The following is a 20,574-nucleotide window of genomic DNA, read 5'->3' as shown; positions in this document are numbered from 1 at the left end:
GTCGTTACGTGGCGAATACACTTTATGACCGTACTATCGCTTTCGCTGGTATTTGCCAAGCTGTCGCTTTGGTTCAACAAGTTGCGAGAAACGGGCATTGTGATCAAGATGCTTTTGAAACATCAATCAACGCTATTTTGAGCACAAACCCTGCTAACACCGTTGGCGTATTCGGTCGCGAAGCCGATCTAAAGCTCGGTCTGGAGTGTCTGGTTAAAGGGATTGATAGCACCCCATCAGGCAGTGAGATCACTCGTTACATCATTAGCTTGATGGCGCTAGAACGTAAGTTAAGTGCTCGCAACGATGCCATGTCCCAGCTTGGTGACCGTATCCAGATGGTCAAGCGCCAGTCAGAGCATTTTGAACTGCTAGATGATCAAATGATCAGCAATTTAGCGAGCATCTACTTGGATGTTGTTAGCCCTATTGGACCACGCATTCAAGTAACAGGCACGCCTTCTGTACTGCAACAAACGGCCAGCCAACACAAAGTCCGTGCTCTACTGCTATCTGGCATTCGTAGTGCTGTTCTGTGGCGCCAAGTAGGCGGTAAACGTCGTCATCTAATTTTTGGCCGAAAGAAAATGGTCGAACAGGCTCAAATCCTGTTAGCCAGAATGTAGAATACTCTGCTAGCTCGCGTTTATCGCGAGCTACTTTTTTCGAATAAAACAAATCCCGCGCAAACGTTTGCGCAATATTCGTGACAATTGCCACAGTTATTGGTATAACGCTCACGAAATTTAGAAACCCAATTCAGGAGAACATCATGGAACTGTCAGCATTGACTGCTGTTTCACCAGTAGACGGCCGTTACGGAAGTAAGACGATTGCGTTACGCGAAATTTTCAGCGAGTACGGTCTACTAAAATACCGTACTATCGTAGAAATTCGTTGGCTACAGAAGCTAGCGGCTACTGCTGAAATTGCAGAAGTGCCAGCATTCAGCGCAGAAGCTAACCAATTCCTAGACGACCTTGCTGCTAACTTCTCTGAAGAAGATGCACGCCGTATTAAAGAAATCGAGCGTACAACTAACCACGACGTTAAAGCGGTTGAGTACTTCTTAAAAGAGAAAGTAGCAGACGTTCCTGAACTGCACGCTGTTAATGAGTTCTTCCACTTTGCATGTACTTCTGAGGACATCAATAACACCTCTCATGCGTTAATGCTAAAAGAAGCACGTGAGCAAGTGATTCTTCCAGAAATCCGTAACCTAATTGACGCTATCAAAGCACTCGCAGTTGAATACCGCGACATTCCTCTTCTATCTCGTACACACGGCCAGCCTGCTTCTCCATCTACAATGGGTAAAGAAATGGCAAACGTGGCGTACCGTATGGAGCGTCAATTCAAGCAAATCGAAAACGTTGAGATCCTAGCGAAAATCAACGGTGCAGTAGGTAACTACAACGCACACCTTTCTGCTTACCCAGAGCTAGATTGGCACAAGTTCTCTGAAGAATTCATTACAGAGTCTCTAGGCGTAACTTGGAACCCTTACACAACACAAATCGAGCCGCATGATTACATCGCTGAGCTGTTCGACGCTATCGCTCGTTTCAACACTATCCTGATTGACTTCGATCGTGACGTTTGGGGTTACATTGCATTAGGCCACTTCAAGCAAAAAACCATTGCTGGTGAGATCGGTTCTTCAACAATGCCGCACAAAGTTAACCCAATCGACTTTGAAAACTCAGAAGGTAACCTAGGTCTTGCGAACGCAGTATTCGGCCACCTAGCACAAAAACTGCCTATCTCTCGTTGGCAACGTGACCTAACTGACTCAACGGTTCTACGTAACCTTGGTGTTGGTGTTGGCTACGCTATTATCGCGTACACTTCAACGCTTAAAGGCATCAGCAAGCTAGAAGTAAACCGTGAAGCGCTTCTTGCTGAACTAGATAAGAACTGGGAAGTACTAGCAGAGCCAGTACAAACAGTTATGCGTCGTTACGGCATCGAGAAGCCATACGAGAAGCTAAAAGAGCTAACTCGTGGTAAGCGTGTAGACGGCGAAGCAATGCGCAACTTCATCGACGGTCTTGAGCTTCCAGAACACGAGAAAGCACGTCTGAAAGAGATGACGCCAGCGAACTACATTGGTCAAGCGGTTGACCTGACAGATAAGCTGTAATCACACCTTGATTATCTGCAATTGAAAAGGTTGACGTGAAAGCGTCAACCTTTTTAGTTAGGAAGAAATAATTTTGGTTATTTGGTAGTAATGCAAGAGGGTAAACCCCTCAACTATTATGGCTGTTTTTGGAAGAATAAGGTTATTGTCCCGACCTCTATACCAAACTTTTTAATTTTGGTGAGGTTGAAAACATGCTTCTCGTCCTGACGATAAAGCCAATCATCAAAAGCGACCGTTACTGTTGAGTCATCCATTTGCAACTCAAAGTCATACCGCCACTGCAACGCATTGCCTTGCTCTGCCCCTGTTGCTACACCAATAATATCCTCTGCTTTACCTTCATAGCGTCCATCTTCTAATTTGGTAATAACCCAAATTCGCTGGTCAACCTCTCCATCATCAAACACAAAGTCTTCCACCAGCGTCAACGTGTTACCTTCCACAGTACCCACGATGTCGACTTCAAAACGACGAGTTTGTTGTTCAGTGTAGTCTTGGACCATCCCCCACGCCTTTGTTTCGCCTTCAAAATAGCCGAATAAATCAAAAGTCGGTGTAGATGATTGATAATTATCGATATCTGCTGAGCATGCTGAAAGTAAGGCTGCAGCAGCCAAGGCGACTGATTTTAAAATTCGTTTAAGCACTATCTAACCTGCCCTATTAATTGTTTTCGAAGTTTTGGGAACTCTGTATTAGGTGACAACCATATAGACAAAAACGCATCGTTCATTCGCTCATCTTGAACGAAGCCGACTGTCTTGATTTGTGCAATGCCAGCTTGTCGGTAAAGAAGCTGACCAGTTTTACCATCGGTTAAGTAAGTAAGCTCATCCCCTTTTTTTATATCAGGGAACATACGGTTTAGCTCACTGATCCAACTTTTTCGATATGATTCAGTAAAACCAAGTTTTGCCCATTGCTCATCAGTTACATCAAGCAACTGCTGCTTGCTGATGTCTCTTTGATAGTTAATTTCCAATGCCAGAGGGTGTGGTGATACATCGCCATTTACAATAAACTTTCCATCAGGTGCTCTTAGTCGAGACTGATATATATCGAAGATGAACCATGTGAGTTGTGCCTCACCGACGGTTTTCCACCCCTTCCAACTCGACATCTTATCTGCGTTTTCACTGTTTCCAACTGGCTGAGCTTGTAGAGCAAAGGAGCCCATAACTACTAGAGAAGCAACTACCTTAATCAGCCTCTGGGTTAAATCTCTCTTCAAGCTTTTCATATCCGTATACCTTGAGTATCAAAAGCGTCATGGCAAACCATTCAGCAAATAGAATGACCAACGTAACGCTGGTATTAAATCCATATTCAACGACTTGGAGCTTGTAACCGGCGTAGTAACTGACGGTTCCTCCAACGCCACCTACAATTGATACGTAGATTTTTGGGAAACGGTACAAAACAGGCTTGAGCTGATAGGCATACCAAGAGAACAGAACCCAAAGGCACAACAACCAAATGGGTAACCATTGTGTTGGAAAGACAAAAACAGAAAACTGTTGATTGAGCGTATCGAGCACTACACCCGCCAAAACGATACTCGCGATGTGCTTCAAGGCAGAAGCGTCCGTCCTCCAACAATAGACAAGAGTAATAAATGTTAAGATCAGTGTTAGCCACTGCCATTGATAGGTCCCAAGCACTGCAGAGAACCAACAGAGCTGGAACCATGTAGAGGCAATCAGCAACTTCATAACGGTTTAAGGTCGCTGGAATGTCATGTGAACGGCACTGATACTTCGAGCTAAAAACCCACCTTCACAATAACTAAGGTAGTAGCGCCACATGCGGACAAAGCGGTCGTCATAACCGAGAGAGCGTACGTGATCTTCAGCTTGATTAAATCTAGAGTGCCACTCGCTCAAGGTTTTCGCATAGTCCAGACCAATATCAAATAAGTCTCTCACCACCAAGTCACTGTATTTGGTCGCAGCTTGAGTTAAAGATGTAACCGAAGGTAAGAACCCACCTGGAAAGATGTATTTCTGGATAAAGTCAACGTTGTTACTGTAGTAATCATAACGCTGGTCAGCGATAGTGATGGCTTGAATTGCCATTAAACCACCCGGCTTGAGTAATGATTGGCATTGCTTGATGTAGGAAGGCAAAAATTGTTTTCCAACCGCTTCGATCATTTCTATCGAGACTAACTTATCGTAGTGACCCGAAAGGTCTCGATAGTCTTGTTTTAATAGAGTGATCTTGTCGCCCAAATTTCGCTCTCTAATTTTTTGTTCAGCGTAAGCATGCTGCTCTTCAGAAATCGTCGTTGTCGTTACATGACAACCATATTGCTCTGCCATGTAAATGGCCATAGCCCCCCACCCTGTACCGATCTCAATCACTCGATCGGATGGTTGAAGCTCAAGTTGCTGGCACAAACGATCCATTTTGTTGATTTGCGCTTGTTCCAAAGTATCGTTGTCTTGCACATATAATGCCGATGAGTACAGCATGTTGTCGTCTAAAAATGACTCGTACAAATTGTTGCCCAAGTCGTAATGCGCATGAATGTTTTTACGAGAGTTCTCTTGAGAATTGCGGTTGGTCCAATGACTGAACTTGTACAGTATTTTAGTCAGCCAACTTCCTTTCTCTTCAAGTTTATCTAGCGCTCGCATATTGAGAGCCATAAGTTTCATTAACGAGGTTAGATCCGGGCTGTCCCACCAACCATCCATATAAGCCTCACCCGCCGCAATGCTGCCACCTTGCAAGATTCGCGAGTAAAAGCCAGGATGCTTTACCTCAATCGTCGCCACAACAGGCTGACCGCTGTATTCACCGTTGGGCGCATTAAAGCGCTCGCTTCTTTCTTTCGTTTCCGTCTTAAAGCTTTCAATAACAGTTAAGCAGCCGATTTCCATTTTTTGCAGACATTGAAAAATAACTCCGCGAGCCGCCTTTTGTGTTGTCGTCAATTTGCGCGGCAATGTCATAGAACTGGTATTTAACATGCAGAATTCTCCTTGTGCTTTTTATTTTTTTTGTCTGTTTTTTTAGTGTCGGCTTCTATTTCGTCGTGTGTTGAATATTTAGGATGAGAATAAAAAGGCGCGCCTTTCACCCAAAGTTTTAATGCGTGCCAATAAATACCAACCATTACTTTTACCGTCTGTATTGGCGTAACGATCAAACACTTCAATAGGCTTTTGCTCGAAAACACTTGAGCTTTCATTGTCATCGTCGCATCAAAGTGCTTTTCGCTTTTGTGGCATTCAAGATGAATCCTTAACTTGTCCGTCAGTGGTTTAATCTTCCAATGATACTGTTGGTCAATTGGATTAAACGGAGAAACATGAAAGGCTTTCTCTTGTTCCCATCCAAAGTTTTCATCGTTTTGCTCAGCAGCGACTGCGTAGTAATGACGCTCGTTCCAAGGTGTATTGCTGACTTCAGCTAAGAGGTATTTCCATTCCCCTTCTTTGTTATAAACGTAGTAGAAATTCACCGGACTAAAATAAAGTCCTAAATAGCGCAAATGACAAACAGCGATGACTTTGCCGGTACAACGAACGCCTGTTAACTCTTCAATTTTGTCGTGTACGGCCACCTTTAAACAGCCCTCACCAACATAGTCACTGCGTTTAAAGCGTGCCCAATGCCACCAACGAGAGCCAAACCCCCAAACTTTTTCCTCTAGTTTTTTTAGCTCATCGACGTCAATAGCTGGCATAAACAATGAGTAGTTCAATTCATGTTTTATCGGCGTGAACCTGCGATGTCGAACGTTGCCAACAAACAACTGGCTGTTCATTTGGCTATCCATATCACGCTGCACCTTTTTCTAAGTTGACAGCAGTTTGAACGCGATATTTCTCTTCAAGCCCTTTCACTACGTCCAATGCGCTGCGAACGCCATCCTCATGGAAACCGTTGTACCAATAAGCGCCGCAGAACCAAGTATTGTTCAGCCCTTGCACCTCTTCTTTACGTTGCTGTGCAGCGATAGAGTCGGTGGAGAACACTGGATGGTGATAGGTAAACGTCCGTAATACTTTGCTCGGTTCGATCTGCTCAGTGCTATTTAGCGTGACACAGAATGTGTGCTCAGATTGAACATGTTGGAGAATATTCATGTTGTAAGTAAGCGAAGGGAGACGTTGCTGTTCGTCTTCACTGCCCTCCAGTAGGTAGTTCCACGAAGCCCACGCCGCTTTACGCTTTGGAAGTAAACTCGTATCAGTGTGAAGCACCACTTCATTCGCTTGATAAGCCATATTACCCAGCACCTCTTGCTCGACTGGGCTAATGTCACCTAACATGTTCATCGCTTGATCACTGTGACAAGCAAAGATGACATCATCAAACCAGTGCATTTCACCGTTAACTTTTAAACCCACACCATTCTCACTACGGAGCACTTTTACTACCGGACTATTGAGTCGAATTTTATCGATAAAACCTTGAGTCAAAGGTGGAATGTACTCACGAGAGCCACCTTTAATTACATACCATTGCGGCCTGTTAGTGACATCAAGCAATCCGTGATTTAAGAAAAAGCGAAGGAAAAACATCAGCGGAAATGCGCGCATGTCCGCTAAAGTCGAAGACCAAATTGCAGCGCCCATCGGCAAAATGTAGTTATCTGAAAAGAAAGTACTGAAGTTGTGCTCATCAAGAAACTCACCTAGCGTCTGAGAATGACTCGATTGTTTGCTAGCGACGCTTTTGGCAAGTTTGTTGAAACGAAGGATCTCGAAGATAAAACGATAGAACTTAGGATTTACCCAATTGCGCTTTTGAGCAAATAATGTCGACACGGTGTGACCGTTATATTCCAAGCCATTGCCGTCGTTCCTTACGCTGAAGCTCATCTGGGTTGGCAATCCTTCGACACCAATCTCGTTCATCATTTTGATGAAATTAGGATAAGTGCGATCGTTGTAAACGATAAAGCCCGTATCAATCGCATATTCTTTACCATCGAGTTTTACATCCACCGTCGCGGTGTGCCCGCCAATGTAATCGTTAGCTTCAAATACGGTGACATCGTGCTCTTTATGTAGATAGTAACCACACGTAAGGCCAGAAATTCCGGTCCCCACAATCGCTATCTTCTTTCTTCCTGCTGTTTTCATTTTTATTCCTTCTTATGACACGAGTTTAGCAGTTAGGCGAGCTTGCCAACTGTATGGAAGTAACGAGATAAAACGTAAAATACTGGTAAACCTCGCGGGGAAATAGATGTGAGTCTTGTTGGCAGCCAACTGTTTTCTGATAGAGTTGGAGGCTTGCCGCGTAGAAATAATCATCGGCATTTCGAAGTCATTTTTGTCAGTTAACGGGGTTTCCACAAAGCCCGGGAACACGGTCACCACTTGAATGCCCTTCTTCTTCAAATCAACAGCTAATGTGCGAGCAAAGTAGCTCACAGCGGCCTTAGAAGCGCCGTAGGCTTCAGCCCTTGGTAACGCGACTTCTGAAGCAATAGAACCCACGATAACGATGCGATGCCCTTTATCTAAGTGTGGTTGGCAACCTTCTACGCAGTTGGCACCACCAACGACGTTTACATTCATCACACGCGCCATGAGTTTCGCGTCAACCACACCGTTGTCCATATACTCACAATCCCCTGCATTAAAAACCCAGGTACTCGGCGTGAAAGGCAAACTGGACAGCGCCTGCTGAGTTTGTTCATGGTTTGTCACGTCAAACTGCAATGTATGGATATTAGAAGAAGCAGCCCCCAATTCAGCAAGAACGTCTTTGTTTCGCCCACAAGCAATAACGCTCCAATCAGAGTTCGCGTAATCTAAAGCCAGTTGCTTCCCTATTCCGGAGGTAGCGCCAGTGATTAAGATAGTATTGTTCATTGTCCTAACCTCTGCTTGATGGTTTTTACGACTGAGCCAAGTAAAGGTAAGTTTTCGTAAAGCATTTCTCCGAGATCAAAGTAATCTCGGTGATAAATAACTTGGCCTTCGCTGAATTTAAGATGCGACACACCATTAACGAGAATAGGTGCACCTTTTTGAAGTTTGGGATGCTGAAGATCCATGGTCCACGTTAGGAAGCCCGTATCTCCGACTTGTTGATGTTCGTGGATAACAAAGTCACAGCTTATGACGTTGGCATATAATGATGTGAAGTAATCTGAAAGTGCAGGCCACCCCTCTAAACGATGAGCAGCATCTTCAAAGACGACATCTTGGTGATATACGTCTTTAAGCAGATGTAAGTTCGCTTTATTCAGCTTTTGATAGATATTGCCAACAGACTGTATGTCCATGTGTTTACTCCTACATGCCCATCAAGTTGTACAAAATTATTATATGTACAAGATAGTTCATTCTTTAAAAGTTGTACAAAAATTATTTTGTATAACTTTGTTTCTGTAGGTAGATACGTGATGAATCTCGCAAGCGATCAATCGATCAAAAAAAGGCTTGGTCAAAACCAAGCCTTTTCAGGAAATTAACGATTACTTTCGTGTGCGCTGTCAGTTTTTTACAACTAGTATTGCTGACTACGTAACGCTGCAATACGTTTATCTAGCGGAGGGTGGCTCATCAGTAGCTCAGTCAATGACTGCTTGCCATTGATACCGAACGCCATCATTGTGCCATCAAGTTGAGATTCGTGACTCATCTTCAAACGTTCCAATGCTGCGATCATTTTCTCTTTACCAACTAAGTGAGCAGCACCTGCGTCAGCATGGAATTCGCGATGACGGCTGTACCACATGGTAATAAAGCTTGCTAAGAAACCAAACACTAGCTCAAGCACCATAGATACACCGAAGTAAACCATCATGTTTGTACCTTGACCTTCTTCATCATCGTTCGATGCCACAATATTGGCGATAAAACGGGATAGGAAGATAACAAACGTGTTCACAACGCCTTGCATCAATGTCATCGTGACCATGTCACCATTTGCAATATGGCTCACTTCGTGGGCCAGTACCGCTTCTGCTTCATCACGGGTCATATTGTGTAAAAGGCCAGTGGAAACCGCGACAAGAGAGTCATCTCGCTTTGCACCCGTCGCGAATGCATTGATATCTGGTGAGTCATAAATAGCCACCGTTGGCATACCAATACCCGCTTGCTGAGCTTGACGACCCACAGTTTCGACTAACCAATGCTCAGTTTCGTTACGCGGACTTTCAATGACCATACCGCCAACCGAGCGCAGTGCCATGCCCTTTGACATCATCAACGAAATCAGTGCACCACCAAAACCAAATATGGCGGCCATAACTAGCAAACCAGAAAGACTGCCAGGTTGCATTCCAGTGGTAGCGTAAACAATATTCAGAACAACACTAAGCACTAGCACGACAGCTAGGTTAGTTGCTAGGAATAACATAATTCGCTTCATTACTTTTCTCCGAGGAAGCTTATCGTTTTTTTAAAACGGATTGTTATAAGGAACAGGTGGTAATCGCTGTAAAAGCCAATTCCGCTAAGTTTCATGCTCCGTGCGTTATAGATATAGTCTATCCGCGATAAAAACAAGGTTAAGCAATAAATTGCAACATTTGTTTTCGAGACTGAAAGATTATGTTCAAGCGATTTCTAGGCACGTGCTGATAAAAGCCATTACCTCCATTCATATTCATTCCTTTCCGTAATGAAAAGTACTTTGAATCGCACCTCATCTATCAATGGATGACCTTGATGTTAAATCTATCACCTCTAGGCAACTTAGCTAGAAATATTTTACTAGACCAAAAACAGTATGTTAGCCCCGCTATAGACTTTGGTCTTATTGTGCGGCGACATGGACATGCTAGATTCAAGTGAGATGAACAAAACAGAGCCACTCTAAGTACATGAAAAGGTGCATTAGGTGAGCTCAAAACTTCCATGTATTGAGGGAAAAACCATGGTAGAAACTAACGACTATCAAATGGCTATTGATTTACTACGTTGTCATCTAGGCATCTCAGAGGATGAGGCGAAGCAACAACTTGGTATTTCAACCGATCATCATATGTCTCAGCGTGTTGCAGAAACACAGCAAGCATTGATGGGGCTTAGCCAAGATAAGTAATCTGATGTTATAGATTACACCAATAAAAAAGGGCTGCATTACGCAGCCCTTTGGTTTTTAGTATTTTAAACACAATCAGTCAGTATTTAGCAAAGGCTCGACATTAATGTACTTGCCTAGCTCTTTGCGCTTAGCACTTGGAATGTATGGGATTTCGCCAAGCTTAGGCGCACCGATACGCGCTTCAAGCATCTCGATAATATCAGCATAGTGCTCGGTGCCAGGGTTAACTCGGTTTGCCACCCAACCAACAAGATTCAAGCCATCCGCTTTAATACTCTCAGCCGTGAGTAAAGCATGGCTCAAACAACCTAATTTAATACCAACCACCAAGACCACGGGTAACTGCTCTGCTTGTACCCAAGTAGATAAACAGTCGGTATCTGACACAGGCACACGCCAACCACCAGCGCCCTCAACGAGAACGACATCAGCTTGCTGCTTGTGTTGAGCCAGCTTTTCACTGAGGAGTTCGTATTTTATTTCGACATGTTCATGTTTTGCCGCGATGTGAGGAGAAGCTGGCAATTCTAAAGCGTATGGATTCACATCATCATAAGCGACATCAAGTGTCGCGGCCGCTTGCAAATGTAAGGCGTCAGAGTTACGCCATCCAGCTTCAGTCTTATCACTCCCTGCTGCCAATGGTTTATAACCAATAGTGTTTAGTCCTTTTGCTGCCAACGCTTGCAAAATGGCTTTAGACGCTACCGTTTTTCCTACATCAGTATCCGTACCAGCAATAAAAAAAGCATCAATCATAGATGTATTACTCCAAAACAAACCTGATAACTTGCAGGTAGAAGACCTTGATCATTTTTAAACGCTTGGTACTCATGCTCAACTTGCAACAAAGTCTCTCGACTGGTTAAACCATGTGAGCGCCCGCTTACGTGATTTGCACCTATACCTTTGAGGTCGCGCATAACTGAAAATGCTGAGTCGTACCAAACTGTGATGGTGGTCAAGTCTAGTTGATGGTTGTCACATCGAGATTGCGCTAACGCAATTTTTACCTGATTGAGCGATAGAAAGTTATTGACGTGTTGATATGCATCAATTTTTTTCCATGATGCTCGCAACTCGCACAGTGACCCTTCAGCTAGGGTAGAAAAAGCCGCCTTCCCATTAGCTTTTAGTACACGACGAACTTCTCTCAGGGGATAACTTAAATCGGCACACCATTGCAAAGCCAAGCTAGAGAATACGTAGTCGAAGCTTGTATCGTCGAAAGGCAAGTTTTCTGCGTCGGCTAGCACATAATTCATTCGTTCATGGCCACAGCGCACCATAGCTTTGCTTAACATCTCTTGAGAGATGTCCACACAAAACACTTCAGCGCCACGCTCTTGAAGAAGTTGAGAAAAATAGCCCGTACCACATCCTAAATCCAAAACACGTTGATGAGTTAAGTCATTCGGAAGTTTGTCTAGTAAGCGATGGCCGACATCACGCTGGAAAGCGGCATGTTTGTCGTACGTGTTAGCTGCTTTACTAAAGGAAGCAGCGATCGCTTGTTTATTAGGCAGTAAGCAATCCAACTTCATTTGCTCTGCATTATCCATTACTGTGTTCCTAATGCTTGCTTCAATGCCATTGAAAGCGTTTTAACTTGTTCGTTAGTGTGATTAGCAGTGAGTGTGATTCGAAGACGAGACGTCCCTTTCAGTACTGTTGGAGGGCGAATAGCGGTAACCCAAATACCGTTTTGGCGACAAGCACTCGCAACCTGCAAAGCCAGTTCAGATTCACCAATCACAAACGGCTTGATCGAAGTCTGAGTCTCAACAAAGCCCTCCAGATCGCTGAGACTATCTCGATACACTTCACTAAGCTCTGAAAGCTTTTCACGTCGCCAAGACTGTTCTTGAACCATAGAAACCGCATGCGTTAGCGCGTAGGCTTGTGCCGGAGGCATCGCCGTGGAATACACATGGTGACGAGCAAACTGAGTCAAAAAGTCTCCCGTTGAGTGGTCACATAAAATAGCCGCGCCAGACATACCAAACGCTTTGCCGAAAGTCACGATCAGTATCTCGGGTTTAACCGCTGCCAACTCGCAAGAACCACCACCAGATTGGCCAAGAACGCCGATACCGTGTGCATCATCGACGGCGAACCAAGCATCATGACTGCTAACGACTTCAGCTATATCAGCAAGTGGGGCACAATCACCGTCCATGCTGAATACCCCTTCAGTCACAACTAGATGGTTGTCTTCGCTATTAATCAGCGACTTCAGGTGTTCGATGTCATTGTGCTTGAAGCGCTTCATCTTAGCGGGTGACAGCGCCCCCGCTTCCATCAAAGAGGCATGGTTCAAACGGTCTTGGATGAGTACGTCTGATTTTTCTAGCAAGGTGAATAACAAAGCTTGGTTAGCACTGAATCCAGAGCCAAACAGGACTGCCCTTTCGTAACTCAGCCATTCTGTTAGTGCCGCTTCTAAATTGCTGTGCGCGGCACTAAAACCTGTGACCATTGGAGATGCACCACTGCCACTGCCGTATACACTCAAGCCTTGCTGCCAAGCACGAACGAGCGCTTGGTCATTGGCCAAGCCTAAATAATCATTACTTGAGAAGTTGATGTAGCGTCTGCCTTCGTATTCCAAAATCGATTGGTTGCCGGAAAACACCACATTCATCGAACGATTCAGCCCCTGCGCTTTACGATCGGCAAGGGCGGACTCGATACGAGATTTAAACGCTGGCATCGTAGAAAAGGTCGTCTTTTGTCGGACGAGCAGCAACGCGCTCTACGACGCGATCCAGCAACTCGTTTTCTTCGATTTCATCAGGTTTTTGAGACACCTCTTGGCTGTTAATGCCGAGCTTGTCGAACAGCATCATGTCTTTGTCTTCAGAAGGGTTTGGCGTGGTCAGAAGTTTGCAACCATAGAAGACGGAGTTTGCACCCGCCATAAAACACAGCGCTTGCATTTGTTCGTTCATGTTTTCACGACCAGCCGATAAACGGACTGCGGATTGGGGCATCATAATTCGTGCTATTGCAATCAGACGAATAAAGTCGAACGGCTCAACGTCGTCCACTTCTTCCAATGGTGTACCCTTCACCTTAACCAGCATGTTGATTGGCACACTTTCAGGATGTACTGGCAAATTAGCCAGTTCAACCAACAAACCTGCTCGGTCGTTAGCACTTTCACCCATGCCGATGATGCCACCGGAACAGATCTTCATGCCAGCATCACGAACGTGAGACAAAGTGTCTAAACGGTCTTGGTAAGTACGTGTGGTAATGATGTTGCCGTAAAACTCAGGTGAGGTATCTAGGTTGTGGTTGTAGTAATCCAGACCAGCAGTTGCCAATTGCTTTGCTTGATCTGGCGTCAGCATGCCTAATGTCATACACGTTTCTAAACCCATGCCCTTCACGCCTTTGATCATGTCGGTCAAATGCGGCATGTCACGCTCTTTCGGGTTTTTCCATGCTGCACCCATACAGAATCGAGTAGAACCAGCATTTTTGGCTTTTTGCGCAGCATCGAGTACGCGTTCTACTTCCATCAGACGCTCTTTCTCGATGTCTGTGGTGTAACGAGCACTCTGAGGACAGTACTTACAATCTTCTGGACAAGCACCTGTCTTAATCGACAGAAGCGTGCTTACTTGAACATGGTTGGTTTGTTGATATTGACGATGTACAAGTTGCGCTTCGAATAGGAGATCCATGAATGGTTTTTCCATGAGATCGCGCACTTCAGCATGCGTCCAGTTATGACGAACTTCCACGTGTATTCCTTTAGTCACTTTTGTTGTTGTGTTGACAGTCTACTGAGTCTCGATAAACTGTCAACACAACACAAAAGAACAAAGTTTACATCTGTTTACTTTTCAATCTCAACTATTATTGGAATCGCACATGGATCTCGCCTTCGACCGCCAACATATCTGGCATCCTTACACTTCGACATTGACACCTCTGACCTGCTACCCAGTGGCATCGGCAAATGGTGTTCACATTAAACTGGAAGACGGTACTGAGCTTGTCGATGGCATGTCTTCTTGGTGGTCGACGATCCACGGCTATAACCATCCGCACTTAAATCAAGCGGCTCACCAGCAAATCGATCAAGTCTCTCACGTGATGTTTGGCGGGATTACCCACCAGCCAGCAATCAGTTTGTGTAAGAAGTTGCTTCCCTAGCGCCAAGTAATCTTGAACATGTATTCCTTGCCGATTCAGGCTCCGTTGCCGTAGAAGTCAGCTTAAAAATGGCACTGCAATATTGGCATGCAAAAGGTGAACGCCGACCGAAGTTTCTTACTTTACGACACGGTTATCACGGTGACACCTTTGCGGCCATGTCGGTAACCGATCCTGATAACTCCATGCACTCTCTCTACAAAGGCTTTCTGCCTGAGCATATCTTTGCGGAGTCGCCAACTTGTGGCTTTTGGGATGAGTGGAAATCTGAAGATCTTGCTGACTTTGAGCACAAGATTGAAACACATCATCAAGAACTCGCTGCGGTGATCCTAGAGCCTATCGTTCAAGGCGCAGGTGGCATGCGCATCTACCATCCAGAATTTCTCAAAGGCGTGCGTAGACTTTGCGACAAATACGGTTTGTTATTGATTGCAGATGAGATCGCTACCGGTTTTGGACGCACAGGCAAATTGTTTGCCTGCGAACATGCAGATATTCAACCAGACATTTTGTGTGTCGGGAAAGCACTCACTGGCGGCTACATGACCCTCTCTGCGACCCTCGCGAGCAAACACGTAGCAGACACTGTTTGTGGTGGTGATGCTGGTTGTTTTATGCACGGTCCAACCTTTATGGGGAATCCACTCGCTTGTGCTGTAGCTACTGCAAGTTTGGAATTGATCGAGCAAGGTGATTGGAAGCAACAAACCCAACAAATTGAAACGCTGTTTTCTGAGTTACTACCAAAACTTGAAGAATACGACTTGGTGAAAAACACCCGTTGGTTGGGTGCTATTGGCGTAGTGGAGACGCATCGCCCTGTGAATATGGAAACCATCCAGGCTCTCTTTGTTGAGCACGGTGTTTGGATTCGTCCATTTGGAAAACTGATTTATATGATGCCGCCGTTCATCAGCAAGCCGGAAGATATTGAAAAGTTAGTGAATGCGATTGATGCTGCGTTACAACGCAAAGACTGCTTCGCTTCATAGTTCAATTCAACATGAAAACGGTTTGAGTATGAGACTCAAACCGTCTCTTTATTTATTAGAGCAGTAAAGCTATCGAAGTTGACTGTCTTTACTCGCTCGTCGATTAAATAATACTTGGCGTTGAGAGAACAATTCGATAGTTGACTGACATTCGATACACAAACGAACGCCTTTCATTGCAACTCGACGCGCTTCAGGTATCTCGTCTCCACATTCATCACAATAGTGAGCACTTTCGCCCCGTTTAATATTGCCACGAACACGGGAAATCTCGTCGTCGATGGTATTTTGAATTTGTTGGCTAACGCTATCGTCACTTGCCCACCCTACGGCCATAAGCCCTCCTCGTTACTTGAATGAGAAAATCTACTTACCGTGGTAAGGTGGATGATTATATCGATTACAAATAACAAGATAATTAGGGTAAATTCGAAAACACTATTACGTTTTGGTAATAATTATTCTGTAATCGATTATTCGGCACTCTCATGAAAAAGCAATGCAAGGTTACTCATACTCCCTTCCTCGCATTCAAAATACTGCGTTTGCTCAGGCTCTCTCAAAGTAACACTGAGTACCTTCTCTACTTCATCAAACTCCTCGCTAAAGTACTCACTGACCAATATAACGCGCTCACCAATACTAAATGCCAGTGACTTCTCATCTACCAACGCTCGATGATAATGTTCAACACGATAATCTTGAGGTTTTATCCGCTGTAAAACAGAGCTTTGATTCTCAATGGACTCATCAAAGATAATCCCACCTTTGCCTTGCTCTATAAAAATACTAAAGTTCATAGTTTGGTTCACTGAGCATTCAAAGACTTTTCTGGGCGAGGTGTTAGCAACAGCAAACGTGCTCATCATCGCAACACTTAAACCCAAAGTGACCGCCAATCGTTTCATTACCATTCAGCCAACACTGTAAATAGCGCTTGTTCAGACATACGGGTTAATACATATCCGTGTGAAGATGAATACGAGCCACTGAGTACACTATTCTCTTTCTCAATAACGATATCCTCGATGCCGTCAGCGTTGTAATCACCTTTTGCGGTAACGGTAATAACCTGAAAGCCATCAGTCGAATCGTAATACTCTGCTCTGACTTCACTGATGACCTGAGTTCTTTGGATATGGTCTGCTTCATCCCACGTTGATAGTGTCTTTGCTTTCTCTGCACTTTCGTCAGAAATAACAAAAGCAAGTGCACTTGGAGCGAAATTAGGAAAGGTATCGTCTAACTTAAAGTCTGATATAAATGAGCGCTTAGAGGCAGCTAACTTTGCCATCTCACTCCATGTTTGGCACTGAGTTAAATATGCTTTAAACGCGCCGTATTCATAGGCTTTTGCCGCAGTAAAGCCTGTAGAGTATGCCGTAGCTAAGTCTTGGCAATTAGATACTAGTTTTTCTTCATCAGATGCACGTTTCAATTCAAGTTCATAGCCCCAATCGAGTGAGTTACGAAGTTGCATATTTTCTTTGGAAGGTTGCGCTATTTCGCGCGCGAAAAAGCGATCGGTTCGCTCACTATCTAAGTATTGAGGCTGAATAAGTTCACTTGCGATAACACTCTTACTAACGAGCAAAGTAAGCGCAAAAATAACAAGCAATGAAAGATGATTTACTGGCATAACGTTTAACAACAAGGGCAAATGATGCTATTAGCTTGTCACGTGAAAAACCGTTTAGAAAAATATCATTTGTCTCGTACTGCTAGATTCTGGGCGAGCTCTTCACTATTGCGTGTGCTAATTACATAACAACGTATTTTCACTCGACGCAAATAACAAAAAACCCAGCACTATGGCTGGGTTTTGGTGTTCTAGTGGCTAATGCATTAACCGATGTGCGTTGCGCCGCCCATGTACTTCTGAAGTACTGCAGGGATTGCAATGCGACCGTCTGCTTCTTGGTTGTTTTCTAGGATAGCAACCATGGTACGACCAACTGCTAGACCAGAACCGTTTAGCGTGTGTACAAGCTCAGGTTTCTTCTCGCCTTTACGACGGAAACGCGCTTGCATACGACGAGCTTGGAAGTCCCACATGTTAGAACATGAAGAGATTTCACGGTAAGTTTCTTGAGCAGGAACCCAAACTTCTAGGTCGTAAGTTTTACGAGCGCCGAAGCCCATGTCACCTGTACAAAGAACCACTTTACGGTAAGGAAGCTCTAGAAGTTGTAGAACTTTCTCAGCGTGACCTGTTAGCTCTTCTAGCGCATTCATTGAATCTTCTGGCTTCGTGATTTGTACTAGCTCAACTTTGTCGAACTGGTGCATACGAATCAAACCACGAGTATCACGACCGTATGAACCCGCTTCTGAACGGAAACACGGCGTGTGAGCTGTCATCTTGATTGGTAGATCCGCTTCGTCAGAAATCGTGTCACGAACTAGGTTTGTTACAGGTACTTCTGCAGTAGGGATTAGAGACAGTTTACGTGGCTCTTCGTCGTTTACTTTTTCCGCTAGAGGCTCTGTGTGGAAAAGGTCTTTACCGAACTTAGGAAGCTGGCCAGTACCGAATAGGCTGTCAGAGTTTACTAGGTAAGGTACGTACATTTCAGTGTAGCCATGTTCTTCTGTGTGAAGATCTAGCATGAACTGAGCGATTGCACGGTGTAGACGAGCAAATTGGCCTTTCATCACGATGAAACGTGCGCCAGTGATCTTAACTGCACTTGCGAAGTCTAGACCGCCACCCATTTCACCTAGGTCAACATGGTCTTTTAGTTCGAAGTCGTAAGTCTTAGGCTCACCCCAACGAGAGATTTCGACGTTGTCGTTTTCATCTTTACCATCTGGCACTTCATCAGCAGGGATGTTTGGTACAGAAAGCGTGAATTCGTCTAGTTGAGCCATTACTTGCTCAAGTTCAACTTTCTTCGCATCAAGATCGCTACCTAGAGTACCGATTTGTTTCTTGATCTCTTCTGCGCCTTCTTTGTCGCCTGCTGCCATTTTTTGGCCGATTTGCTTGGAGATGGAGTTACGCGTGGATTGTAAATTTTCTACTTCTACTTGAATGGACTTACGTTGTTCTTCAAGTTTACGAATAGTCTCTACGTCTAGCTTAAAGCCACGACGCGCCAGTTTAGCAGCTGTTTCATCCAGCTCTGTACGAAGTAATTTAGAATCCAGCATTGTTAATCCTATGCTTTTTGTTGTGAAATCACGCGCACTTTCCAAGCGTACGCGTTAAAAAAATTTACTGAACAAATGTATCCAAAAACGCCTACTTTTCATAGCGCTTTTGTTGGCTATTTGCGTCTAATTTAGCCAAGTAATCTAACTTTTCGCCGATTTTGGTTTCTAGACCGCGATTTGTTGGCTGATAATACTTACGATCCGCCATTTCTGGTGGCAAATATTGCTCACCGGCTGCATAGGCACCCGGCTCATCATGAGCATAACGATACTCTGCTCCATAACCCATGTCTTTCATCAAACTGGTAGGTGCATTTCGAAGGTGATGAGGCACTTCATATTCAGGTAAGTTATGAGCATCTGTGAGCGCTTGTTTCCATGCCACGTACACCGCATTACTTTTTGGCGCGCACGCTAAGTAAACGATCGCCTGCGCAATCGCGCGTTCACCTTCTGCTGGACCAACGCGTGTAAAACAGTCCCACGCGGAGAGTGCAACTTGCATGGCTCTAGGGTCCGCATTGCCGACATCTTCCGATGCTATCGCAAGTAATCGGCGAGCGATGTAGAGCGGATCACAACCTGCAGCGATCATACGTGCAGCCCAATACAAAGCGGCGTCTGGATTTGAACCACGAATGGATTTGTGAACCGCAGAGATTAAGTCGTACCAGATATCACCTTTGTTATCAAAGCGAGAGACCTTTTCTCCTGCCACTTCCGCAAGCAACTTAAGCGTGATTTCTTTTTCACCTTGCGCATTGTCTTCTGCCATATCGTATAGCAGCTCAAGGTAGTTAAGAGACATGCGAGCATCACCGTTCACTAGCTCTGCTAAGCGATCTAGAACGTTGTCGGCGAAATTTGCTGGTGTATTACCCAAACCGCGCTCTTTGTCGTTAATCGCTTGATCAAGCGCCAGCGATATTTCGCTCTGGTCAAGAGAAGTCAACTTGTAAACGCGAGCACGCGAGAGTAATGCGTTGTTTAACTCAAACGAAGGGTTCTCTGTGGTCGCACCAATAAACGTAACCGTACCGTCTTCAATATGCGGTAAAAACGCATCTTGCTGCGATTTGTTAAAGCGATGCACCTCATCCACAAATAAGATAGTGCGGCGACCTGCCATTTTGTTTTCACGCGCTTTGTCGATCGCAGCCCGGATCTCTTTAACGCCAGACGTCACCGCAGATACACGCTCAACTTCGGCGCTGGCATAGTTTGCTGCCACTTCCGCTAATGTCGTTTTACCTGTGCCAGGTGGTCCCCACAAAATCATCGAGTGAATGTGTCCGGCCTCTAGCGCTCGGCGTAGGGGTTTACCCGGACCTAAAATATGCCGCTGTCCAATATACTGTTCGATAGTTTGTGGTCTCATACGAGCAGCAAGGGGACGAAAATCTTCGTCCCCTGAGAAATCTAACGTGTAATTACTCACTAACAATTAATTCCTTTGGTCATCCACTTCCACGCCATCTGGAATTGTGAATGTAAATCTGTCTACCTTTGGTTTACCAAGCTTAACATTACTAAAAGTAAACAGCCCTTTCTGACCATCTTGCTCAATGACGTTAAAGCCTTTCACTACGCCTTTTGCATCAATATTAATCTGGAATTGGCCTTGAGTAGAGTCAATTGCCGTTGGAATGAGCGTAAACTCATTACCTTTCTGAGAAATCTTATAGTTATCCCAATCGCTTGCTCTATTGCGAGTTAACAGCACAAATGGTGTTTGCTCGGTCGCTTGCTCTTGCCAGTAAATGCTTACTTGTTCAATGAATGGGCTGTAATACCACAACGTCTTACCGTCAGATACTAAAAGGTTTTCATCAGGGAAAGTCGTACTCCAACGGAACAAACTTGGACGAGCGATTTCAACCGTGCCCTCACCTTCCATTACCGTTTCACCTTCAGGGCTGATCACTTGCTGGGAGAAATCGGCACTGAAACCTTCGTTCATTGCGAGACGTTTATTGAGTTCATCTTTGGGAGATGCTGCATTCGCAGCTGAGAAGAAAGAAACGCTTAAAACTAGCGCTGAGAAAAATTTCGCTGAAAATCGTTTTTTCATTCAGATACCTATCA

At 44.7% G+C, this 20,574-nt stretch carries 22 protein-coding genes and 1 pseudogene; 4 read left to right on the top strand and 19 right to left on the bottom strand.

Translation table 11 applies throughout. The features are described 5' to 3' along the window. The first annotated feature begins 8 nt into the window (after nucleotides 1-8). Nucleotides 9-626, top strand: a complete 618-nt coding sequence (gene hflD / locus P4S59_RS05935) for a high frequency lysogenization protein HflD (RefSeq protein WP_337168089.1) — start codon at nucleotides 9-11, stop codon at nucleotides 624-626. A 146-nt stretch (nucleotides 627-772) separates the two neighbouring features. Then, complete coding sequence (gene purB, locus P4S59_RS05930; RefSeq protein WP_139060887.1) at nucleotides 773-2,143, top strand: adenylosuccinate lyase; 1,371 nt, start codon at nucleotides 773-775, stop codon at nucleotides 2,141-2,143. 116 nt (nucleotides 2,144-2,259) lie between these two features. Here the strand turns inward: purB and P4S59_RS05925 are convergent, their stop codons facing one another. The 9 genes from P4S59_RS05925 to htpX all read right to left on the bottom strand — a co-directional run bounded on the left by P4S59_RS05925 (nucleotide 2,260) and on the right by htpX (nucleotide 9,493). Continuing rightward, a complete protein-coding gene (locus tag P4S59_RS05925) occupies nucleotides 2,260-2,793 on the bottom strand; it encodes a DUF3833 domain-containing protein (protein ID WP_373275597.1) in 534 nt (177 codons plus the stop codon). After that, on the bottom strand, nucleotides 2,793-3,386 hold the full coding sequence (locus tag P4S59_RS05920) for a chalcone isomerase family protein (RefSeq protein ID WP_041852974.1): 594 nt from the start codon (nucleotides 3,384-3,386) through the stop codon (nucleotides 2,793-2,795). The genes P4S59_RS05925 and P4S59_RS05920 overlap by 1 nt, the downstream gene beginning before the upstream one ends. Continuing rightward, complete coding sequence (locus P4S59_RS05915) at nucleotides 3,346-3,858, bottom strand: DUF2878 domain-containing protein (RefSeq protein WP_046874769.1); 513 nt, start codon at nucleotides 3,856-3,858, stop codon at nucleotides 3,346-3,348. The genes P4S59_RS05920 and P4S59_RS05915 overlap by 41 nt, the downstream gene beginning before the upstream one ends. Before the next feature lie 6 nt (nucleotides 3,859-3,864). Then, nucleotides 3,865-5,121 carry an SAM-dependent methyltransferase gene (locus P4S59_RS05910; protein WP_054867767.1) on the bottom strand — a complete coding sequence of 419 codons (1,257 nt, stop codon included), beginning with the start codon at nucleotides 5,119-5,121 and terminating at the stop codon, nucleotides 3,865-3,867. Further along, nucleotides 5,115-5,933 (bottom strand): DUF1365 domain-containing protein, encoded by an 819-nt coding sequence (locus P4S59_RS05905; RefSeq protein ID WP_074191109.1) that lies wholly within the window; start codon nucleotides 5,931-5,933, stop codon nucleotides 5,115-5,117. Before P4S59_RS05905 ends, P4S59_RS05910 begins: the two co-directional genes overlap by 7 nt. 1 nt (nucleotide 5,934) lies before the next feature. Continuing rightward, nucleotides 5,935-7,245, bottom strand: a complete 1,311-nt coding sequence (locus P4S59_RS05900) for an NAD(P)/FAD-dependent oxidoreductase (RefSeq protein WP_337168088.1) — start codon at nucleotides 7,243-7,245, stop codon at nucleotides 5,935-5,937. Nucleotides 7,246-7,257: 12 nt separating this feature from the next. Then, nucleotides 7,258-7,983 (bottom strand): SDR family oxidoreductase, encoded by a 726-nt coding sequence (locus tag P4S59_RS05895; RefSeq protein WP_337168087.1) that lies wholly within the window; start codon nucleotides 7,981-7,983, stop codon nucleotides 7,258-7,260. Continuing rightward, complete coding sequence (locus P4S59_RS05890; protein WP_005390833.1) at nucleotides 7,980-8,399, bottom strand: nuclear transport factor 2 family protein; 420 nt, start codon at nucleotides 8,397-8,399, stop codon at nucleotides 7,980-7,982. Before P4S59_RS05890 ends, P4S59_RS05895 begins: the two co-directional genes overlap by 4 nt. A 224-nt stretch (nucleotides 8,400-8,623) precedes the next feature. Continuing rightward, nucleotides 8,624-9,493, bottom strand: a complete 870-nt coding sequence (gene htpX, locus P4S59_RS05885; protein WP_005390832.1) for a protease HtpX — start codon at nucleotides 9,491-9,493, stop codon at nucleotides 8,624-8,626. A gap of 471 nt (nucleotides 9,494-9,964) precedes the next feature. On the opposite strand from htpX, the gene P4S59_RS05880 reads away from it, so the two are divergent. Continuing rightward, nucleotides 9,965-10,168 carry a hypothetical protein gene (locus tag P4S59_RS05880; RefSeq protein WP_162860661.1) on the top strand — a complete coding sequence of 68 codons (204 nt, stop codon included), beginning with the start codon at nucleotides 9,965-9,967 and terminating at the stop codon, nucleotides 10,166-10,168. 75 nt (nucleotides 10,169-10,243) lie between these two features. Here the strand turns inward: P4S59_RS05880 and bioD are convergent, their stop codons facing one another. Genes bioD through bioB form a run of 4 tightly spaced genes read right to left on the bottom strand, consistent with a single transcriptional unit; the run spans nucleotide 10,244 to nucleotide 13,923 of the window. Beyond that, entirely contained in the window at nucleotides 10,244-10,930 is a 687-nt protein-coding gene (gene bioD, locus P4S59_RS05875) for a dethiobiotin synthase (RefSeq protein ID WP_337168086.1), read from the bottom strand. Then, entirely contained in the window at nucleotides 10,927-11,733 is an 807-nt protein-coding gene (gene bioC / locus P4S59_RS05870; protein ID WP_134646897.1) for a malonyl-ACP O-methyltransferase BioC, read from the bottom strand. Before bioC ends, bioD begins: the two co-directional genes overlap by 4 nt. Next, the gene (bioF, locus tag P4S59_RS05865; RefSeq protein ID WP_337168085.1) at nucleotides 11,733-12,884 is read right to left on the bottom strand and encodes an 8-amino-7-oxononanoate synthase; all 1,152 of its coding nucleotides are present in this window, start codon (nucleotides 12,882-12,884) and stop codon (nucleotides 11,733-11,735) included. Before bioF ends, bioC begins: the two co-directional genes overlap by 1 nt. Then, nucleotides 12,871-13,923 carry a biotin synthase BioB gene (bioB, locus tag P4S59_RS05860; protein WP_012841957.1) on the bottom strand — a complete coding sequence of 351 codons (1,053 nt, stop codon included), beginning with the start codon at nucleotides 13,921-13,923 and terminating at the stop codon, nucleotides 12,871-12,873. The genes bioF and bioB overlap by 14 nt, the downstream gene beginning before the upstream one ends. A 130-nt stretch (nucleotides 13,924-14,053) precedes the next feature. Here bioB and bioA point away from each other — a divergent pair. After that, nucleotides 14,054-15,333 (top strand): annotated as a pseudogene (bioA, locus tag P4S59_RS05855) (adenosylmethionine--8-amino-7-oxononanoate transaminase). Between the two features lie 69 nt (nucleotides 15,334-15,402). Here bioA and P4S59_RS05850 read toward each other — a convergent pair. The 6 genes from P4S59_RS05850 to lolA all read right to left on the bottom strand — a co-directional run bounded on the left by P4S59_RS05850 (nucleotide 15,403) and on the right by lolA (nucleotide 20,560). Continuing rightward, complete coding sequence (locus P4S59_RS05850; RefSeq protein WP_337168084.1) at nucleotides 15,403-15,669, bottom strand: DksA/TraR family C4-type zinc finger protein; 267 nt, start codon at nucleotides 15,667-15,669, stop codon at nucleotides 15,403-15,405. A gap of 137 nt (nucleotides 15,670-15,806) precedes the next feature. Further along, a complete protein-coding gene (locus P4S59_RS05845; RefSeq protein WP_337168083.1) occupies nucleotides 15,807-16,247 on the bottom strand; it encodes a hypothetical protein in 441 nt (146 codons plus the stop codon). Further along, entirely contained in the window at nucleotides 16,241-16,972 is a 732-nt protein-coding gene (locus P4S59_RS05840; protein WP_182018983.1) for an ATPase, read from the bottom strand. The genes P4S59_RS05845 and P4S59_RS05840 overlap by 7 nt, the downstream gene beginning before the upstream one ends. A gap of 206 nt (nucleotides 16,973-17,178) precedes the next feature. After that, complete coding sequence (gene serS / locus P4S59_RS05835; RefSeq protein ID WP_053807197.1) at nucleotides 17,179-18,486, bottom strand: serine--tRNA ligase; 1,308 nt, start codon at nucleotides 18,484-18,486, stop codon at nucleotides 17,179-17,181. 91 nt (nucleotides 18,487-18,577) lie between these two features. Further along, a complete protein-coding gene (locus P4S59_RS05830; protein ID WP_337168082.1) occupies nucleotides 18,578-19,933 on the bottom strand; it encodes a replication-associated recombination protein A in 1,356 nt (451 codons plus the stop codon). Continuing rightward, nucleotides 19,934-20,560, bottom strand: a complete 627-nt coding sequence (lolA, locus tag P4S59_RS05825; RefSeq protein ID WP_046874759.1) for an outer membrane lipoprotein chaperone LolA — start codon at nucleotides 20,558-20,560, stop codon at nucleotides 19,934-19,936. It lies immediately after the preceding gene. Nucleotides 20,561-20,574 lie beyond the last annotated feature (14 nt).

The sequence above is a fragment of the Vibrio sp. M60_M70 genome (genome assembly GCF_037162085.1).
In the GTDB taxonomy this organism is placed as follows: domain Bacteria; phylum Pseudomonadota; class Gammaproteobacteria; order Enterobacterales; family Vibrionaceae; genus Vibrio; species Vibrio diabolicus.
This window is presented reverse-complemented; position numbering and strand designations above follow the sequence as displayed.

What these genes read in the sequence shown, in the direction of transcription:
- P4S59_RS05850 (WP_337168084.1), bottom strand. Translation starts at nt 15,669, where the DNA reads ATGGCCGTAGGGTGGGCAAGTGACGATAGCGTTAGCCAACAAATTCAA.
- P4S59_RS05910 (WP_054867767.1), bottom strand. Translation starts at nt 5,121, where the DNA reads ATGTTAAATACCAGTTCTATGACATTGCCGCGCAAATTGACGACAACA.
- serS (WP_053807197.1), bottom strand. Translation starts at nt 18,486, where the DNA reads ATGCTGGATTCTAAATTACTTCGTACAGAGCTGGATGAAACAGCTGCT.
- bioF (WP_337168085.1), bottom strand. Translation starts at nt 12,884, where the DNA reads ATGCCAGCGTTTAAATCTCGTATCGAGTCCGCCCTTGCCGATCGTAAA.
- P4S59_RS05900 (WP_337168088.1), bottom strand. Translation starts at nt 7,245, where the DNA reads ATGAAAACAGCAGGAAGAAAGAAGATAGCGATTGTGGGGACCGGAATT.
- htpX (WP_005390832.1), bottom strand. Translation starts at nt 9,493, where the DNA reads ATGAAGCGAATTATGTTATTCCTAGCAACTAACCTAGCTGTCGTGCTA.
- P4S59_RS05915 (WP_046874769.1), bottom strand. Translation starts at nt 3,858, where the DNA reads ATGAAGTTGCTGATTGCCTCTACATGGTTCCAGCTCTGTTGGTTCTCT.
- bioD (WP_337168086.1), bottom strand. Translation starts at nt 10,930, where the DNA reads ATGATTGATGCTTTTTTTATTGCTGGTACGGATACTGATGTAGGAAAA.
- P4S59_RS05890 (WP_005390833.1), bottom strand. Translation starts at nt 8,399, where the DNA reads ATGGACATACAGTCTGTTGGCAATATCTATCAAAAGCTGAATAAAGCG.
- P4S59_RS05840 (WP_182018983.1), bottom strand. Translation starts at nt 16,972, where the DNA reads ATGCCAGTAAATCATCTTTCATTGCTTGTTATTTTTGCGCTTACTTTG.
- bioC (WP_134646897.1), bottom strand. Translation starts at nt 11,733, where the DNA reads ATGGATAATGCAGAGCAAATGAAGTTGGATTGCTTACTGCCTAATAAA.
- P4S59_RS05895 (WP_337168087.1), bottom strand. Translation starts at nt 7,983, where the DNA reads ATGAACAATACTATCTTAATCACTGGCGCTACCTCCGGAATAGGGAAG.
- P4S59_RS05920 (WP_041852974.1), bottom strand. Translation starts at nt 3,386, where the DNA reads ATGAAAAGCTTGAAGAGAGATTTAACCCAGAGGCTGATTAAGGTAGTT.
- purB (WP_139060887.1), top strand. Translation starts at nt 773, where the DNA reads ATGGAACTGTCAGCATTGACTGCTGTTTCACCAGTAGACGGCCGTTAC.
- lolA (WP_046874759.1), bottom strand. Translation starts at nt 20,560, where the DNA reads ATGAAAAAACGATTTTCAGCGAAATTTTTCTCAGCGCTAGTTTTAAGC.
- P4S59_RS05905 (WP_074191109.1), bottom strand. Translation starts at nt 5,933, where the DNA reads ATGGATAGCCAAATGAACAGCCAGTTGTTTGTTGGCAACGTTCGACAT.
- P4S59_RS05845 (WP_337168083.1), bottom strand. Translation starts at nt 16,247, where the DNA reads ATGGTAATGAAACGATTGGCGGTCACTTTGGGTTTAAGTGTTGCGATG.